The organism is Bartonella sp. TT67HLJMS (genome assembly GCF_042193375.1).
Classification (GTDB): Bacteria; Pseudomonadota; Alphaproteobacteria; order Rhizobiales; family Rhizobiaceae; genus Bartonella; species Bartonella grahamii.
The window spans coordinates 1-18,225 of the sequence record NZ_JBHILP010000013.1; the positions used below are offsets into that span (position 1 = coordinate 1).

The following is an 18,225-nucleotide window of genomic DNA, read 5'->3' on the forward strand; positions in this document are numbered from 1 at the left end:
TCTCCTTGAATATGCTGGAGATACAATGTCTTTTTGCCAATTATGTTCCAAAAGTGAATAGATATGCGCTAAAAAGGGATAGGAGAGATCTAAAGTTAAGCTCGAGATCATCATAGTGGGGCATTTTCTTTTAAAACTTTTGTTTAAAGCACGTTCATAGAGAGTTTTTGTTGATCATAAAAAAGGGGTGTAAAAACGACAAGGTACGCTATTGGGCTTTATGAGGTCATTGAACAAAATAATATGAACGCTTTTTTTGTTTATATTCTTTCATAAATTTGAATTTTTGTCTCATGACAACGTCTTGGTCGATAAACATGTGATAAGCGTTACGAATGGAAATATATTTATGTTTCATAAATAAAAGTACACTTTGTATAGAGAGCTCTTTCTTTGTGTTTTCAGTATTGTATTCTTTTGACAAATGCTTTTCTTTTTGATTGTATCAGAAAGTTTAAAGACAGACCGTGTTAGGATATAAAATGTTTTGTTCAGCTTTTTTTAAAAATAGTGAAAAATATGGACCGCTTTGCGTTGGTTTTGATCCGAGTCATAAAGTTTTGCAATCATGGAATTTAAGCTGTGATTATAAAGGTCTAAAAGATTTTTGTGATATCCTCTTAACAGCGGTTGTGGGTAAAGTGGGGATGATAAAGCCTCAAGCCGCATTTTTTGAGTTATATGGGGTGGAAGGGCTTCAAATTCTCAAAGAACTTATTGAAAATGCACAGGCACAAGGTTTGTTGGTTCTCGTTGATACGAAAAGAGGGGATATTGGCTCTACTGCTGAGGCTTACGGTAAAGCTTGGCTTGGTTCAAGTAGTGCGTTTAAAGCAGATGCCATGACAGTCAATCCTTTTTTAGGATTTGATGCTCTCATTCCTTTAATAAAGATTGCAGAAGAAACAAAAACGGCTGTTTTTATGGTTGTTCAATCTTCGAATCCAGAGGGAAGGCACATTCGAAATGCGCGCATTGGTGATCAAACGGTTTCTGTTCATTTGGCACAGCGTATTTTTGAATATAATAGCCAATCTTCAAGTCAATATCATCATGTTGGTCCTATTGGGGCAGTGATTGGAGCAACATTGGGCAATGAAGCAAAAGATACAATCGAACAGCTAGAAAATAACTTATTTCTCGTTCCTGGCATTGGGGCTCAAGGGGGAACAATAACACAATTAACTCAGCAGTTTCCTCAAAGGCTATGGCAGAATCTTATTCCTTCCATTTCAAGATCGATTACACAGGTTGGTCGAAATAGTGTTGATTTAAAAAATGTTATTCATGATTTTGCTGAGCAATCTAAAAATACGCTTCTATCTTAAAGTTTTTTGCTAAGTTATCAAAGAAAAAAAGCTCTTATAAAAGAAGGGGCTTATCAAATTTTAAGTCAGATACTTCTTTCAAAAAGTGTTCATATATTTCTTATTTTCTGTTGGGATTGGGAGGATCAAATACGGAAAGCAAATGTTTGAAAAAAAAATGCAGAAATCTTGGAAATATATGAAAAATTGCTTCAAGGAAGACGAGATAAAGGAAGAAAATGTAAGAAATACCTGAACAGTGCTAAAAGATGAGGCATAAGAGGGCTTGGAGAGTGTATTCGTTTTGGGCACGTTTTAGTTTAAGGGCTATGACTCATCTTACAGGATAAACTCTTTTAGAATATTGCTTTATAAGGATATTACTTTTGTAAAATAAAGGACTCTAATATGTTATTAAAAGTTTTTAGATTGATAAAGTCATTGCAGCGTTGGTTTCTATAAGATAGACACACGTTATCTGTGAATACATATTGTTGTTAGAGAAAAACATGTCATTGAAACAAGAAAAAACCAAAGCCCGTTTACCCCGTGGTTTTGTGGATCGTACAAGTGCACAGTTGTATGCAACTGAAACAATGATTGCGCAAATTCGCGAAGTTTATGAACTTTACGGTTTTGAAGCACTGGAAACACCAATTTTTGAATATACGGATGTGCTGGGTAAGTTTTTACCTGATGAAGATCGTCCAAATGCGGGCGTTTTTTCGCTACAAGATGATGATGAGCAATGGATGTCTTTGCGCTATGATCTTACTGCGCCTCTGGCCCGTTATTTTGCAGAGAATTTTGAAGTTTTGCCAAAGCCTTATCGCAGTTATCGTCTTGGTTTTGTGTTTCGCAATGAAAAACCCGGACCAGGGCGGTTTCGGCAATTTATGCAGTTTGATGCGGATATTGTTGGAACACCAACGGTAGCAGCGGATGCTGAAATTTGTATGATGGCAGCGGATAGTTTGGAAAAGTTAGGGTTTCAGCAGCATGATTATGCCATTCGCTTGAATAACCGAAAAATTCTGGAAAGTGTTTTAGAATTGATTGGTTTAGGGGAAAGGGAGCAGATTGAAAGGCGCTTAACTGTTCTTCGAGCAATGGATAAACTGGATAAATTTGGTCCTGAAGGCGTGCGTTTGCTTCTAGGCAAGGGGCGTTTGGATGAAAGTGGTGATTTTACAAAAGGGGCCGAGCTTAAGGATAAAGAGATTGAGTGTATTCTTTCCTTACTGACTGTAAATGCAAAAACGGCAGAAGAAATCCTTGATGCTCTCAGACAAGTCGTTGGTCAGAGTGCTCAGGGGCTTGAAGGGGTTCGCGAGCTTGAGGAAATGCAAGCAATCTTTGTCGCTAATGGTTATCACAATCGCATTAAAATTGACCCTTCGGTGGTTCGTGGATTAGAATATTATACGGGACCTGTTTTTGAGGCGGTATTGCTTTTTGATGTTCTCAATGATGATGGGCAAAAAGTTGTTTTTGGCTCTGTTGGTGGTGGTGGGCGCTATGATGGATTGGTGGCACGCTTTCGTGGTGAAAATATTCCGGCAACAGGTTTTTCAATCGGTGTCTCACGCTTGATCGCTGCTTTGCAAAATCTTGGAAAGCTGCCTATGAAGGAGACAACAGGGCCGGTTGTGGTGTTGATGATGGATAAAGAACCAGAAGCTGTTGCTGGTTATCAAAAAATGGTGATGCAGTTGCGTGGTGCGGGAATTCGTGCTGAGCTCTATTTGGGGGCATCGGGAATTAAAGCGCAGATGAAATATGCAGATCGACGTCAAGCGCCTTGTGTGGTGATTCAAGGGTCACAAGAACGTGAGAGCGGAAAAATTCAGATTAAAGATTTGATTGAAGGGGCGCGTTTGTCCCACGAAATTAAGGACAATCAAACATGGCGTGAAAGCCGTCCTGCGCAAGTGATGATTGATGAAGAGCAATTGGTTCAAACAGTACAAGATATTTTGGCAGCCCAAAAACGGTAATGATAAAAGTTTTGTGAAAGCGATTGTTGGGAAAAGCTCGAACATTTCCTCTTCAATTTTCAGAATTTGTATTTTACTTGTTTAGATATTCTTAAAATCGCGTTATTTTTTTAAAGTTCCTGCGGCATAAAAGCAATTTTTAAAGATAAAAATGCTTTGTCGTCATTATGAAATGAATGCTTTTGAGCGCGCGAGGTAAGTCCCTTCGTGCAACAAAATACTGGACACTGAAGCATTTGAGGTTCTTGACGCAACCCTGTTTAGAAAAATTGATGATCAATAACAGAAACCCAATAGTTTATAGAAATATTGATCATTCATATGGATTTAATTTTTGAATTCTCATTTGCTGATATCATATTTCTACTGTTTTATTGTCGGCAGTCTACAATCTCACATCCATGAGAGATGAAAGAAATCTCAAGAGTTTTATTTTAGAAGATTTTTTTTAGTTTCAAAAGCAACGAATAACTTAAATCAGACAATTTTTAAAGGGAAAATATGGGAGGCATTATAAGAGATTATAATGACAACCATTTGAAATTATTCATTTATTATAACAAATCAATTTTTTACGGAGAAATGAAAATGGCCCAATATGATTTTACAGTGTTATATGAAAGAAATCCCTTTATTTTGAAAAAACCTGAAGATATTGGAAAATCATTTAAACTTCCTCCTTCAAATTTCGGATTTGAAGATCTTCCGCAAATTACGTTTTCAGGAGCGTCCGATAGCCGGCGTATGATTTTTGGGCTATCATTTAGTGGTATGAAAGCATTTTTTGTGATGTTGTGGCAAGTAGGGAAAATGTCAGATGAAGATGATGTGGATTTATGGTTTGATCAGGTAAGATTAGATGAGGATACTCTCAATGAATTTTTGATTTGTGATCTTTCAATTCAAGAACCAGAATATCTTAATTTTGAAAGTTTTAAAGAAGGTATCAAAGAATTAGAAAAGAATAAAATTGTAGCGAAGGGGACAAAACGATATTGTTATTTTATTAATCCAGATATTTTTGGTCTTCCTGAATGTGATGAAGATTTTGAGCTCGATGAAGAGGAAGAGATAGAAGAGGAAGAAATGAAAACACACTTTATGGTAGAACATTCAAATAAACGCCTTCTTTAACCGTTTCTCTCTTAGAGAAAAATAAAAGCTTAGAATAAATGGCTATGAGAACAGCAATGAGTCTGTTTATGGTATGTGAATTGGAATGTTTACGGGATCTGTTTTTATTTAATATTCTTCATGAACAGTTATTTATGCAGAGCCGTTTTTATACCATATTTTTTTTCTTGATGCTTTTGTGAACCTTGCAGTAATGATGTTCATAGCTCTAGTATTTTAGAGCGTTTACGAGACGCATTTTTACTCTTTTAATCGTTTATTCATATGCCAACCTCACGTGCTAATAAGCGAGAAAATAGTTTTAAGTTCAATATAAGAAGGGATAAAATAACACAATCTTATGATATTCAGTGCCTCTCATTCGACATGAAAAATTATAAATTATCCTTATAAATCAAATTATTGTTTGACACAAAGCTTTTCTCAATAGGAGAAATTTACATTGATCTTGCATATTTCATCGATACGTTAGTCCTTGATGTTTCTGAGAGAGTTTTGTATGAATTTGCGCATTTCGCAATTGCATCCCCATTTTTTGATAGCGTGCAACAGTTTTTAGCTTTTTATTCTTTTAGCACTATAATTGGTTTGGATTTTTTACTGGAAATTTTTCAAGTTTTTTCAAAGCAGTTAAAACGTGAAATACCTATTAAAAAATTATTGCTGGAATATTTTCTCACCAAAAACGCACAACCAACTTATAGTGTCTGCTTTGACAAATAGATGTTTCAAAAAATATAAACGACACAAATTTTCTTTATTAGGGAAATTTGTGTCGTTAAATTTTGTTTAAATAGACGATTTGGGGGCGGAATTAGTTTTTCAAAGCTTTTAAAACATTTTGTGGTGAAGAAACTTCATAAGGATCTGTTGCGCAATTATCTGAAAAGCCTGCTTCTTCAAACCATTGCTCAACCACACCATCATTAATAACGGCAGCATAGCGCCATGATCGCATGCCAAAACCAACATTGTCTTTTGCAACCAGCATACCCATTTTGCGTGTGAATTCACCAGAGCCATCAGGAATTAATTTCACGTTTTTGATATTTTGTGTTTTTCCCCAAGCATTCATGACAAAAGCATCATTGACGGAAAGACAATAAATTTCATCAATACCCGCTTGTTTAAATTCATCATAGAGTTTTTCAAAGTCAGGAAGCTGAAAAGTTGAGCAAGTAGGGGTAAAAGCTCCAGGAAGAGAAAAAAGAATAACACGCTTTCCTTTAAAGTAGGCATCGCTGTTAACTTCTTGCCACCGATAAGAATTATTTTCACCAACTTCATCTCGGACACGTGTATGGAATGTTACATTGGGAACAGTTTTTTTCATCATAAGGATGCTCCTATATTTTTTACAAAAATTTCGTTTTAAAACAGCTTTTGTCTTTAAAAGCATATCGGAAAGAACGGTTTAAATAAAAGGGATTCTTTAAGAATTCTTACTTCTAACGAGTGTGCAAATATTTCACACTTCCGTCAAGTAGAATTAATGGTCGACTTTGGATACTCTTCACCTTAAAATTAAAGGAAAGAATATGAAGGTATTTACATGACCATAAAGACAGTTTTGACCACGGCTTTTGAGGGGCAAAAACCGGGAACGTCTGGTTTGCGCAAAAAAGTGTCTGTTTTTCAACAACCTCATTATGTAGAAAACTTTATACAGTCTCTTTTTGATAACATTGGGCCTCTTGAAGGAAAAATGTTGATTCTTGGGGGCGATGGGCGCACTTTTAATCGTACGCTCCTTCAGATTGTGTTGAAGATGGCAGCGGCGCATGGTGTTTCTTGTGTTAAAATGGGAAGGGGCGGTATTCTTTCTACACCTGCTGTTTCGCATCTTATTCGTAAAACCCATGCTCATGGTGGACTTATTCTTTCTGCAAGCCATAATCCTGGTGGTCCAGAGGGAGATTGTGGTATCAAATACAATGTTTCTAATGGTGGACCCGCTCCTAATTCTTTATGTGATGCTATTTTTGCAACATCGCAACGTCTTTCCTTTTATAAAATTCTTGAAGCACCAGATATTGATTTAGATAGGCAAGGTACGATCTTTATGGGAGCCATGCGGATTGATATTATTGATCCTGTCGCTGATTATGTTGCTTTGATGCAGGAGCTTTTTGATTTTGACTGTATTGCCAAGGCCGTTGCTCGAGGTCTTACTTTACGGTTTGATGCTATGCATGCGGTAACAGGGCCTTATGCTCATGAAATTTTTGAAAAATGCTTAGGATTTTCTGAAGGAACAGTGGTTAATGGTATTCCTTTGCCAGATTTTGGAGGCGGTCATCCGGATCCCAATTTGGTTTATGCCAAGGCTCTTTATGATTTATTGATGTCAGAGCAAGGACCAGATCTTGGTGCAGCCTCTGATGGTGATGGAGATCGTAACCTCATTATTGGTCGTCAACAATTTGTCTCGCCTTCAGATTCTTTGGCTATTATGGCTGAACATGCACACCTCATTAAAGGATATCGAAAAGGTGTTGTGGGGATAGCGCGTTCTATGCCGACGGGGCGTGCTGCTGATCTGGTTGCGGAAAAACACGGATTAAACTTTTTTGAAACGCCAACGGGATGGAAGTTTTTTGGAAACCTTTTGGATGCGGGGAAAGTAACCTTTTGTGGTGAAGAAAGCTTTGGAACTGGCTCTCATCACATCCGCGAAAAAGATGGTTTATGGGCTGTCTTATTTTGGTTAAATCTTTTAGCGGTAACAGAAAAAACTGTTGCACAAATTGTTCAACAGCATTGGTATACCTATGGGCGTTTTTACACGTTACGGCATGATTATGAAGAAGTTGAAGCAGATAAAGCTTTGGAACTTATAGAACATTTGCGTACGCACTTACCACATGCAGGAACTGAAATTGCAGGATTTTTCGTCAAAAAAGCAGATGATTTTACATATCATGATCCTGTTGATCAGAGCGTTAGCACGCGGCAAGGTATACGTATCTTTTTCGAGAATGGAGCACGGTTGGTGGTCCGGTTGTCGGGAACAGGGACGCTAGGTGCTACTTTACGACTTTATTTTGAACAGTATGAAAGTGATCCGCGCAAACACAATTTTAATCCGCAAGAAGTTCTCCAACCTTTGCAACAGGTGGCGCTAAAACTGTTAAATATACAACAAGCATTGGGGCGAGATCGCCCTGATATTATCACCTAAGATCAGTGGAATGTTTTTTGTAAAGGTATGATGATTGATCACATGAGGTATGATTTTAGGGGCGTGATTTTATTGATCATAAGGCAGATCCTCCATTTTTAAGCTCGCTTTGTTTTTTCCTCTTTTACATATCAATCGGATTCCTAAAACTGCGGGCTTCTTAAAACCAAATGCTGTAGGTAATTATAATCAGGTATAATCGGGGAATTTATGTCCAATGGGGTCTGATGGTTTGATGGAAATGTTTGTTTAATAGGGGAGATGTTCCTCATGCAAAACAAAATACTATCATGTTGTACATTTCATATGTTTGTCTTAAAGAAGCGTCTCTCTCAAAACACTAAAAACGCATCTTATGCGTGTCACTTTTGAAAGGGATAACCGGACATCCATTGAGCAGCACCGTTTTTATGCTTATGAGAGAGTAAGACCAGCATCATCATTCACTTTGCTCGTTTTCAATGTTGGTTTTTATATTTGAAAATATTTAGTATTTTGAATAATCGTTTTACACGGCTCTTCCTACTTGTAACCTGCAAGCAAAAGACTTTGGTTGATTCAATGTCAAAGGGGGTAAGAGAATCTCAGTTTATTTATTGGCTCTCATTCAATATACAAAACCATTAACTATGATTATAAATCAGTCTGTTCTCTAACATTATGACTGTTATCTTTACTTAAATAAAAGGTCAAGTTGAGGCTATCATTTTCTTATTTCTTAGTTTTTAGTTCTTTGAGAGCGTTTTATTCAGAGAGGTTCCTTTTCTAATTGTTTTTTATCCATTCGTTAATTGCATTGATGATGCATAAGAAAATGATTTTGATTAATTTATTAGAGAGAATGAAGTGAGTAAATTTTATGATATGCGGGGGGCTCATTTAAGTTGTATAATGATCAATCATTTTTATAAACTCATGTATGGTATGTGACGATAGCATTCATGAACACCGTTGGCAGATGAGGGGTGAAACAAAGGGAAATGTTTTTCTAAAATAATGGACAATAAGCACTTCTTGCTTTATGACCAGTCATAACGAATGATTTTTCTTTTAAAAGGGGAATTTATGACCCAATATCCCAAATGTCCTCGTTGTGATTGTCTTTATACTTATGAAGATGGTGAAAATTTTGTGTGTCCTGAATGCGCACATGAATGGCCACAAAAAAACGATGATACTGTTCTTTCCGATACTGTTTATGATGCCAATGGTCAGATTTTAACAAACGGAGATACCGTTATGGTGATAAAAGATCTGAAAGTAAAAGGCGCTTCATCTGTTTTAAAAGGTGGTACTAAGGTAAAGAATATTCGCTTGGTGGATGGGGATCATAACATTGATTGCAAAATTCCAGGGATTGGTCAGATGAGTTTAAAGTCGGAGTTTGTGAAAAAAGTTTAGGCATTTATCCCCTTGCAATTGTTTTTGCATTTCGCTGGTTTTTTATTTTTACATTCTTCTCGAATGGGCTTTTTTTCTTGTTTCACAGATTACACCAATCAGATAGAGGCAATATATTTTCCTTTATTGCAAAGCCATGTATCGCAGAGGAATAGTGACTCTGTCTTTTCTTTTAATACGCAGTTATGGGTGAAGTTGGATGTTGACTTACATGCGACAGTAAAAGTATGTGCTTTATGAGAAGAACAACGCGGTAAAGCAGACAAACTTATTCCTGCTGAATTGAAGAAATATTCTCATTTTTTTATTAGATAATTTCTCAAACAATCATAATAGATCTAGTTTCAATGTATTTATTTTTACAGGTAGTTACACCGTTTGCGTCATATTTATGGAAATGAGATTGAAAATGATAGAGGGGAAACTCTTTATTTTAAGAATAGAAAAAGGACGGTATGATCTTGATAAGGTCGTACGGTTATGCATTTTCCAGCTCTTAGTGTTGCAACAGTCCCTTATAAAAAGTGTGTATAAGAGCTATTAAAATAGTTTTTGTTATTATCCAGTTTGTGCTGTGTAAGTGGACGATTTTGATTGATACAATAAAAACAGAATTGAAATAAGAAGAATGTCAGAATTCTCATTCAAGTTGCAAAATGTGATCTTTGTCGATTGGCTGCTACAAGAAGTATTTTGCGTGATTTTATCGTTGGGAGAACTGAGAAAGATGGAGCAAATGGGCACTCTATCTTACAATGTTTTCTTTTTTGGGTTTTCTTTTTTGTAACGGGTCGTGTTTTCCTAGTTAAAATTGCATGACAGGGTTATGAAACAAAATAAATTTAAAGTGCACATCCATGCATTGTACTTCTGTGTACGGATTGGTTTGTTGAAACAACTTATGCTTCTTAAAAGGGGCTTTGAGATCTTTTTAAGGCATATGTGGAGGTGAAATATGAGTGAAGGTATCATTATTAGACAGATTTTTTTAACAGTACTGTATTTTTATGGCTGCATAGCTTACTTTTAAAATTTCAGGAATAAAATGACGCAAGATTTTTGCACTCCATGTTTGAGCGCTGTTGAAGAGGGGAAATCGGTGTGGTTATTTTACCTATTGAGGTCAATATTTATTGTGGCATGGCTTCAACGCCTAAAACTTCAGGGATAAAATGGCGTAAAAGATTCTCAATACCATGTTTGAGGGTTGCCGTTGAAGAGGGACATCCAGCGCAGGCACCCCGCATATTGAGATAAACAATACCATTCTCAAATCCGCGAAAAGTAATGTCTCCACCATCATTGGCAACTGCTGGGCGGATACGCGTTTCAAGCAGCTCTTTAATGGTTAAGACAATATCAGCATCTTTTTCGTCATAAAATTCTTCGTTAAGGGCATGGGTTTGTGCTTGTATTGTAGCGTTGGTGGTAATCACTGGCTCATTGGATAGAAAATGTTCCATGATTGTGCCTAAAATGACGGGCTTGAGATGTTGCCATTCTCCTTCTTTTTTGCTTACGGTGATAAAATCATAGCCTAAAAAAACACCATTGATATTGGGAATATTAAACAGCTTAGCTGCCAAAGGTGAGTTTTTAGCTGCTTCTTCAGGGTCACGAAATTCTAATACGCCCTCAGAAAGAACCATGCGTCCTGGCAGGAATTTAAGTGTTGCAGGGTTTGGGGTGGTTTCAGTTTGAATAAACATAAACTCTCCTTTTATAATGAAGGATTGGGAAGATCTTACATTGTAGAATATTATATTTTTTAGGCAATAGATCTAATATCTTCATCGGCAAGATTGCTAGGAATAACAATGACAGGGATTGAAAAAGCTGTCCCTTTATTTCCGATTAATTGAACAAGGGGTCCTGGTCCTTCTGTATGTCCACTGGCTGCTAAAACAATTAGTGCAATCCTTTTATCTTCGTCGATTAGTTTGGAAATCTCATCAATTTTTTTTCCTTCACGCACCACTATTTCTGTTTCAAGCGCATGGGTGGTGCGGACTTCACTGGCAATGTCTCCTAATATTTTATGAGCACTTTGCGTTGATTCTGTGCGCATAACGTTGTTTACACCCAGAAAATGTTGAAATTCTACACTATCAACGACACAAAGTAATACCAATGTTCTACTGGTATTTTGGGCATGCTGTGCAGCAAACGCAACGGCACGCCGACACTCTGGTGTTTCATCGATAATGACTAAGTTTTTTTTCTTGGGTTCTTTTTTCGGATTTTTGGGTTTGGAAATCATGCACTTTCTCTATTTTGTACAAACGATTTTTTTGCTCTCTACAGTTTTTAGTTTTATTATCTTTATGTATCGTGCAAAAATCCAATAATTTCACGAATTTTTTTCATATTTTCTTCTGCGAGCATACTAGCACGTTTAGCGCCATCATGCAAAACAGAGTCAATATAATCACTTTCTTGATGCAGTCGACGTAATTCTTCTGTTATAGGGGCAAGCTTATGGACAGCAAGGTCGGCTAGAGCTGTTTTAAAATGCGAAAATTGTTGACCAGAAAATTCTAAGAGAATCTTTTCTTTGCTAACTTTGGCAAAGGCGGCATAAATACCAAGCAGGTTGTCTACTTCTGGTCGTTCTTTTAAAGCGGTAAGGGTATCGGGAAGAGGAGCCGAATCCGTTTTGGCTTTGCGTATTTTTTTGGCGATAAGATCAGCATCATCGGTCAAATTAATGCGTGAAAAATCTGAAGGATCTGATTTTGACATTTTTTTCGTCCCATCGCGCAAAGACATAACGCGTGTGGCTGTTGTTCCAATAAGCGCCTCTGGGAGGGGAAAGAAGCCTTGTTTTTTTTCTTCATCCGTTTGTATAGAGATACCGAAATTTAATTCGGCAATACGCTGTGCATAGTCGTTGTTAAATTTTTGTGCAATATCGCGTGTGAGTTCAACATGCTGTTTTTGATCTTCGCCTACTGGAACATGCGTTGCACGATAGACTAAAATATCAGCAGCCATCAAAGTGGGATAGGCAAAAAGCCCTAGGGATGCTTTTTCGCGATCTTTTCCTGCTTTATCTTTAAATTGTGTCATGCGTTGAAGCCAGCCGATACGGGCAACACAATTAAAAATCCAAGCAAGTTCAGCGTGTTGAAAAACACGTGATTGGTTAAAAATAATGTGTTTTTGAGGATCAATACCGCAGGCTAAAAAGGCTGCTGTCACTGTTCTGGTGGATTCGCGTAAAGTAAGGGGATCTGGGTTGACTGTGAGCGCATGCATATCCACAACACAGTAGAGGCAGTGATGAGAGTTTTGCAGTTCAACCCAACGCTGAATGGCTCCAAGATAATTGCCAAGATGTAAATGACCACTCGGTTGTACGCCGGAAAAGACAAGTGGTGTGAAGGTATCCATAGGAGTGCTCTTTCTTCAATTAAGGTTATTTGTTTTATTGTTTTTGACAAAGTATAGATATTATGAGCGTTTTTTCAAATTTTTAAGCATGTGAAAAAAGGAATGGGTGTTGAATAAAAAATAGGCACTAAAATAGATCAAGAATATGCCAAGCATGATCCCAGCTAAGGTGCTGGCGCGCAAGAAAAAGGATGCTTGTGAGGATAAAGGAAAAGACAAAAAACCAAACACATTCAATCCGTAATAGAGGGCTAGTGCACTCAAAAGGGTTGCTATTATGAGACATAATATTTGCTTTATCAGTTGGAAGTCGTATTTCCAATAACCGCGTTTGATAAGGACACCCCAAAGCAACAGGGCGTTGACCCATCCAGAGGTAATTTCAGCAATAACAATGCCTCGTGCAGATAGAATAGGAAATAATGTTAAGGCGAGACTGATATTGATGAAAACGCAAATACCTGTAAAAATCATCGGTGTTTTTGTATCTTCATGGGCAAAAAAATTAGGAATAAAGACCTTAATGAGAACAAAAGCTGGAAGTCCTAGTCCATAAAGTTCCAGTAATTGTGCAACATGGTGTGTTGATTGACTGGTAAATTGTCCTCGCTCAAAGAGCAAACTGACAATGGGAGTGGAGAGCAGTAAAAAAGCGATGGATGCTGGAAGTGTTAACAATAGCGTTAATTCAATAGAGCGGTTTTGTAAATTGTGGGTTTCTTTGTGCTTTTTGCTTCGCAAAGCGCGTGTTAATTCTGGTAAAAGAACGGTTGCAACGGCAATGGCGATTACACCTAGAGGCAATTGGTAAAGACGATCAGCGTACATCAAAGAAGAGACAGCACCCGATTGACTAGAAGCAATGTTGGTATTAATGAGCAAATTGATTTGTGTGATGCCACCCGTGATGGCTGCTGGGAATGCTAAAGTTAATAGCTTGCGAACATTAGGACTTAAATGGGGCTGGCGGAAGGAAATTTTCATTCCACTTTGACGCAAAGCAAGGGCAATTAAGGTGAGTTGAAGAAGCCCTGCTGCCAATACACCCCAAGAGAGATTTAAGCCGATATGCCAAGCGTCAAGTTTATAGATCCAAGCATAGGCAAGAACACCAATCAGAATAATGTTTAAAAAGAGTGGGGCAATGGCGGCAATAAAATAGCGTCGCAGAGCATTAAGCATGCCCCCCATCATGGCAGCAAGCGACATGCAGGTTAAATAGGGAAACATGATCGCAGTAAAGTGAATTGTAGCGTTAAATTTTGTTGCATCTTCGGTAAAACCTGGGGCAATAATGGTTCGTACCAAAAAAGGCATACTCAGTTCCATCGCAATCGTTAACAGTAAGAGCATCGAAAAGAGAACGCCAAAGACTTCTTCTGCAAATTTGCATGCTGTTTCTTGACCATCTTCAGTAATTTTTTTTGCAAAAAGAGGAATGAAAGCAGCGTTAAAGGCACCTTCAGCAAAAAAACGACGAAATGTGTTGGGAAAACGAAAAGCAGCGTTAAAGGCATCAGAAACAGGACCAGTCCCTAGGGCTGCTGCCATAAGCATTTCGCGTACGAAGCCAAAAATACGGCTCATGAGGGTTCCGGAAGCAACTGTTGCAATTTTTTTAATCAATGTCATAAAGGTATATCGGGTTCGTTGTAAAAGAGAAGCGATGATAGGAGAAATAAACCGTTTTAAATCGTAAAAATCTGATCTGTATCCCAATCAAGGATACTTTTTGTAAGCGTTTTACGACGGTGTTTATCTTTCTGTCAACAATGGTGCTTGAAGACTTTTTTATGCTCCTTGTTTACTGTTGCATTACAATTTTTATTGTTGCCATAAAATAATTAAAATTTCTTTTTCAAACTGAAATATGGGAGCGATATCATGACAGTTTGAAGGAACATATAGGGATATATAATGTTAATTTCTCTTTATGGTGTGATGTCGTGAATAGTGCACCCCAATACCGTTCTGTTTTTATGTAAGGGGCATGACCCTATTAAAGAACGCAAATAAAATAAAAGCGTGAAGCAATGTACAATCTCCATTATCTATCCATTATTTAAAAGACAGTGCTTTAGATGTTTTTAAAAGTTGTAAGGCTAAGCTAAAAGGTGATGGCAAAGCTCGTGATTGGTTTTTACCTTTACGGCTTTATATTCTCTCAAAATTAGGCTGCCTTCCCATTTTAGAGATTACATAAACAAAAGGATAGGAAGACGTGATCTTTCAACAGCATTTTGTCTGTTTTTAGCACTATAGGTAATGAAAGTGATTAATTATCATTTTCAAAAATGATTGATCCTTTCATTTTACTTGTTCAGGTTTCTTTTCATAGTTAATGAGGATAAAATCTGAGGAAATAAGATAAATTTGTTCTCTCATGGTTTCCATTCCTGTTGAGGTGCGATTGATTTGCCAATGAAAGCAGGCGGGTAAAGGCTATCATTTTTACCAGAGAGGGCAAAAAGTTAAAGTTTATGAATCCTTTAGATATTCATTGTCATGGCTTTTGCGTGCTCTGTTTTGTGAGGTTGAATATTTTCTTGTCTTTTAGAACTCTGATTGACGTTTTCTGTCATTTTTTGCACTTTAATTGTTTCTTTATCAAGAGTGTTGGAACATTTTTTTTCATTGTTTGTCTTTATAGGTTGATGCTGGATAGATTGATACTGGTTTGGTGCTAAGCACTCATCGAATTTATGGTTATAAAAATACATGGGTTGTATATGCTGTTCTATCTCTTTTATCTGCTTGACTATTTCCATAATTTCTTTTGCTTTAACGGTTGATGTGCCAAGATACTTCGCAAGTTTTTCAAGATTATTTTCCTTTATAGCTTCATGCTCGCTTGAGGATAAGCGCTCATTGATTTTTTTGATATAAGTCCTTATCTCCCCCCTTAATTCAGGAGAGTTTGATAAAGTTTCTTGCTGTTGTGCTTTTGACAAGGAAAAGAGATTTTTCATCCAAGCCTCAGGCATTTCTACCGACTGTTCACACCGCCTTTGTTTTATATGATGGGTATGGAGAATGTCTCTTTCTGTTTGTTTAAAAATATTGATATAACGATCAATGGCTCTACAGAGGGGCAAAATATTTGCTTCAGCATGGGCGCGCGCGTTGTTTTTTATGCCAAATACATTGCTACCAGAAAGCTTAGAAATAGATTGAGGAGAGGTGGCAATTTGATAGGTGAGCTGTTCTCCTTCAGTATGATTTTCATGGATCATCTCTATTCTTTCCTGCAAAATATGACGATTGCCATAAATGATTTGGCACAAAGTTTCGATTTCTTTTCTTCTTGCTTGAATGGATGCGTTGTTTTTTATCCTTGTGGCAATTTCATTGTTGGTAAGGGGGGCTATTGTTTCTGCGGGGATAAGCACTTCTTGCTGGTTTTGAACTTTTGGTGCTGTAAAGGAGAGGGCGTCACCGATTTTTAATGTCTGTATTTGCTCTGGAGTGAGATCTTTTTTATTTCCTAAGATGAAAATCCCGTTGGCATCAAGCATGAAGCCATTGGGTCCACTGCCTCTGTAGAAGCCTTTATAGGTATGCCCTTCTTTCGCTGTTATAATAAGATGATGATGAATATTTTCAAATCCAATATGTTTCATATTGTCTATGAATTCTTTTAAAATAAGTATTTTTTCTGGATTTGAGATATCCTCAAGAAGATGTTTCATCTCTTCCTTATCGTTGTGTTTTAGCGATGCAATGCTGGCAAGATTCATACGTTTTTCTGTTACAAGAGAAAAGTCGAGTGTGTGACCAGCAACTTGCCCAAGTTTTTCAAAAAACATTCGTTGTGTGCGTCCATTACCTTCTCTGAAGGGATGCGTATAGTTGAGTTGTATCAACATTTCAGTGACATATTCAACAAATGTTTCGCGGGTTAAGCCTTTTAAACTATTCGTTTCAGAAAGTATTTTATCTAAATTTTCTAGTCCCTCTTGTATCTGTTTTGCTGAGGCAAAAGAAATACCAGCTTTTTTCATCATTGGCATATAAGCAACGGTACCATCTTCAAATGTAAATGGTTTTTCGCGTGTTTGTCCGGCCCATTCAAAGGTATTTTTAAATAGGGTGTGATGAATATATTGGAGATATGTGGAAGTTAGTTTTTGCGGTGGCGCTTCTTGGCGTAGATGAATGATTGCTTTTGTTGTATCATGGGCACATTGCACTTTTAATTTTTTATAGTCGTTTATTCCATATTTATTTTTTAAGATGATACTATTAGGGCAAAAGAAATTACGGTACATTGTCTTATTTTCTTCGGTTTCAGGCGATGAGGATAATTTCTCCTGTAAGGTGAGAGGGACGGTGTCCGTTTTTTTTGTACCAGTGTCCCAGTATGCCGTTGCTTGTTTTGGGGGCTGTTTTGTTCTTTCTTGATGATCAGAGCGTTTTTCCTTTGTCATTTGGACAGATGTTGGATTATTTGTCGCTGTATTGCTGGTCTGTAAAATGTTTTTTTGGAAATCTTTTTGCATTTGCCTTATGGAGGAAGCAGATTGAGCAATTGGTTTGGTCATTTGTTCTTGCAAACTTTGGGACATAACTTCAATGCTGTCATGTAAAGCATGAGGGGCAATCCATGGTGAAAAATGGGCTTTTTCTTTTTTCTTTGTTTGAATGGATGTGTTGTCTTTGCTCTTTTTAGTTATTTCATCGTTTGTAAGAACGTCTCTTTTTTTTTCTGGAAGAAATGTTTTTTGCTGGGTTTTTGCTGGGTTTTGAGTTTTGGGCGCTGTAAAGGAGAGGGCGTCACCGATTTTTAATGTCTGTATTTGCTCTGGGGTGAGATCTTTTTTATTTCCCAAGATGAAAATCCCATTGGCATCAATCATGAAGCCATTGGGTCCACTGCCTCTGTAGGTACCATGATAGGTTTCTCCTTCTTTTGCGACGACAGCGATATAATAATTTTTTTCATCCAATCCAAGTTCTCTCATAGAGTTGGTAAATTCTTGTAAAATGAGCAATTTTTCTGGATTTGAGATATCCTCAAGCAGATGCTTCATAGGCTCTGGATTGCCATGCTCCATGGCAGCGGCGCGGACAAAGTCTTTACGTTTTTTGCTCACAAGAGAAAAGTCTAGCTCATGTCCTGCTGCTTGAGCGAGTTTTTCAACAAACAGTCTCTTTGTGCGCCTATTGCCCTCTCTGAAAGGATGCATGTGGTGCAAATCTATCATTATTCCAGCTGCTTGTTCAACGAATTCTTCGCGAGTTAAGCCTTGTAAATTGTTCTTTTCAGCAAGCGTTTTATCTAACTTTTCTAGTCCCTCCTGTATTTTTCTGCCAATCGCAAAAGGTTTTGTAAATTCTTTTCTTTTCAAAATGGGCATAGAAGCAACAGTACCATCTTCAAATGTAAAAGGCTCTTCACGTGTTTGTCCGGCCCATTCAAATGCACGGGAAAAGAGGCGTTGATGAAGGTATTTTAGATAGGAGGAATTAAACTGTTCTGGTAGAGGTTCTTGACGCAGTTTTATCATTTCTTTTTTTACATCATCACAACATTGTTCCTTTAATATTTCTTGCTCTTTGATGCGGTATTTATTTTTAAGCACTTTGCTATTGGGATAAAAGAAATTCTGCGATGCTTTATTGATTTGCTCAGAAATGGCTGCATTAATTGCAGGGTGTTGTTCTTGCAATTCTTCCTGTGTGGAAGAGGCGTAATGTTTAGTGTTTTCTTTCATGTATATTTCCTTTCAAATGTTAACATTATTTTTTGAAAGCTTTTTTTACATTTTTTGCCTTTAATTATTTTCATTGCGGTTTCTTCAAAGAAGAATGC

11 protein-coding genes are annotated in these 18,225 nt (G+C 37.3%); 5 read left to right on the forward strand and 6 right to left on the reverse strand.

Going from position 1 to position 18,225, the window contains the following annotated elements:
- Positions 1-482: 482 nt before the first annotated feature.
- The 3 genes from pyrF to ACFIJQ_RS07680 all read left to right on the forward strand — a co-directional run bounded on the left by pyrF (position 483) and on the right by ACFIJQ_RS07680 (position 4,438).
- Entirely contained in the window at positions 483-1,328 is an 846-nt protein-coding gene (pyrF, locus tag ACFIJQ_RS07670; RefSeq protein WP_375629576.1) for an orotidine-5'-phosphate decarboxylase, read from the forward strand.
- Between the two features lie 488 nt (positions 1,329-1,816).
- Positions 1,817-3,304 carry a histidine--tRNA ligase gene (hisS, locus tag ACFIJQ_RS07675; RefSeq protein ID WP_273788329.1) on the forward strand — a complete coding sequence of 496 codons (1,488 nt, stop codon included), beginning with the start codon at positions 1,817-1,819 and terminating at the stop codon, positions 3,302-3,304.
- 588 nt (positions 3,305-3,892) lie between these two features.
- Positions 3,893-4,438 carry a replication protein gene (locus ACFIJQ_RS07680; protein ID WP_273788328.1) on the forward strand — a complete coding sequence of 182 codons (546 nt, stop codon included), beginning with the start codon at positions 3,893-3,895 and terminating at the stop codon, positions 4,436-4,438.
- Between the two features lie 814 nt (positions 4,439-5,252).
- Here ACFIJQ_RS07680 and ACFIJQ_RS07685 read toward each other — a convergent pair.
- A complete protein-coding gene (locus tag ACFIJQ_RS07685; protein ID WP_375620153.1) occupies positions 5,253-5,774 on the reverse strand; it encodes a peroxiredoxin in 522 nt (173 codons plus the stop codon).
- 216 nt (positions 5,775-5,990) lie between these two features.
- Between ACFIJQ_RS07685 and ACFIJQ_RS07690 the strand changes: the two genes are divergently transcribed.
- Positions 5,991-7,619: an alpha-D-glucose phosphate-specific phosphoglucomutase gene (locus tag ACFIJQ_RS07690; RefSeq protein ID WP_375629581.1), complete on the forward strand. Its 1,629-nt coding sequence runs from the start codon at positions 5,991-5,993 to the stop codon at positions 7,617-7,619.
- 1,065 nt (positions 7,620-8,684) lie between these two features.
- The gene (locus ACFIJQ_RS07695) at positions 8,685-9,020 is read left to right on the forward strand and encodes a zinc ribbon domain-containing protein YjdM (RefSeq protein WP_015856728.1); all 336 of its coding nucleotides are present in this window, start codon (positions 8,685-8,687) and stop codon (positions 9,018-9,020) included.
- 1,130 nt (positions 9,021-10,150) lie between these two features.
- On the opposite strand, the gene ACFIJQ_RS07700 is transcribed toward ACFIJQ_RS07695, so the two are convergent.
- From ACFIJQ_RS07700 to ACFIJQ_RS07720, 5 genes are all read right to left on the reverse strand, one after another.
- Positions 10,151-10,729, reverse strand: a complete 579-nt coding sequence (locus ACFIJQ_RS07700; RefSeq protein ID WP_375629584.1) for a NifU family protein — start codon at positions 10,727-10,729, stop codon at positions 10,151-10,153.
- Positions 10,730-10,788: 59 nt separating this feature from the next.
- Positions 10,789-11,280: a universal stress protein gene (locus tag ACFIJQ_RS07705; RefSeq protein ID WP_273788325.1), complete on the reverse strand. Its 492-nt coding sequence runs from the start codon at positions 11,278-11,280 to the stop codon at positions 10,789-10,791.
- A 62-nt stretch (positions 11,281-11,342) separates the two neighbouring features.
- Positions 11,343-12,413: a tryptophan--tRNA ligase gene (gene trpS, locus ACFIJQ_RS07710; RefSeq protein WP_375629587.1), complete on the reverse strand. Its 1,071-nt coding sequence runs from the start codon at positions 12,411-12,413 to the stop codon at positions 11,343-11,345.
- A 60-nt stretch (positions 12,414-12,473) separates the two neighbouring features.
- Positions 12,474-14,045, reverse strand: a complete 1,572-nt coding sequence (murJ, locus tag ACFIJQ_RS07715) for a murein biosynthesis integral membrane protein MurJ (RefSeq protein WP_375629643.1) — start codon at positions 14,043-14,045, stop codon at positions 12,474-12,476.
- 857 nt (positions 14,046-14,902) lie between these two features.
- Positions 14,903-18,127: a BID domain-containing T4SS effector gene (locus ACFIJQ_RS07720; protein ID WP_375629590.1), complete on the reverse strand. Its 3,225-nt coding sequence runs from the start codon at positions 18,125-18,127 to the stop codon at positions 14,903-14,905.
- Between the last annotated feature and the right edge of the window lie 98 nt (positions 18,128-18,225).